This window comes from Luteimonas sp. 8-5, from assembly GCF_029763755.1.
GTDB lineage: Bacteria > Pseudomonadota > Gammaproteobacteria > Xanthomonadales > Xanthomonadaceae > Cognatiluteimonas.
The window spans coordinates 1-807 of the sequence record NZ_JARUVM010000172.1 but is presented as its reverse complement, the minus strand read 5'-3'; the positions used below and the strand labels follow the sequence as shown (position 1 = coordinate 807).

1 protein-coding gene is annotated in these 807 nt (G+C 73.9%); it reads left to right on the top strand.

Features of this window, described 5'->3' with window-relative positions; all coding sequences use genetic code 11:
- Positions 1 to 807: tRNA lysidine(34) synthetase TilS (gene tilS, locus QAA18_RS12730; RefSeq protein WP_279413460.1), on the top strand; the 807-nt coding region annotated here is incomplete at both ends.

Genomic DNA, 807 nt, shown 5'->3' with positions numbered 1-807 from the left:
GGAAGCCGCCGCGCGCGAGGCGCGCCACGCCGCCTTCGCCGCGACGCTGCGCGAAGGCGAGATCCTTGCCCTGGCCCATCACGCAGACGACCAGGCCGAAACCTTCCTGCTGCGCGCGCTGCGCGCCTCCGGGCCGGACGGGCTGGCGGCGATGCGGCCGTGGCGCGCTTATGCACTGGGCTGGCTGTGGCGCCCCCTGCTCGCGCATTCGCGCGCGGCATTGCTCGCGCATGCGCGCGCGCACGGCCCGCAGTGGATCGAGGACCCTTCCAACGCCGACACGACGCTGGACCGCAACTTCCTGCGCAACGAGGTGATGCCGCTGCTGCGCAGGCGCTGGCCGGGCATGGACGCGGCGTTCGCGCGCAGCGCAGCGTTGTGCGCCGGGGCCACGGACCTGCTCGAAGCGGAGGATGCACGAGGGCTGGCCGCAGTGCTGCAGTCGCCCGATACCTTGCGCGCCGATGTGCTCGAAACGCATCCGCCTGCGCGCCGCGCACGCATCCTGCGGCGCTGGTGCGCGGAGCTGGGATTGCCGCCGCTACCCGGCAACGGCGTCGACAGGATCGAATCCGAAGGCGGCTTCGAATGGTCGGGCGCGCGGATCCGGCGTTGGCGCGACCTGCTGCATGCCGGGCCGTTGCGTGCACCGTTGCCGGCACAATGGACACAGGAATGGCTGGGCGATGCACCCCTGCCGCTGCCCGGCGGTGGCAGCCTGCGCCTGGCCGGTGCGCCGGGCTTCGATGCGCCACTGCGCGTGCACGCGCGCCAGGGCGGCGAGCGCATCCGCCTGCCGGGGCGCGA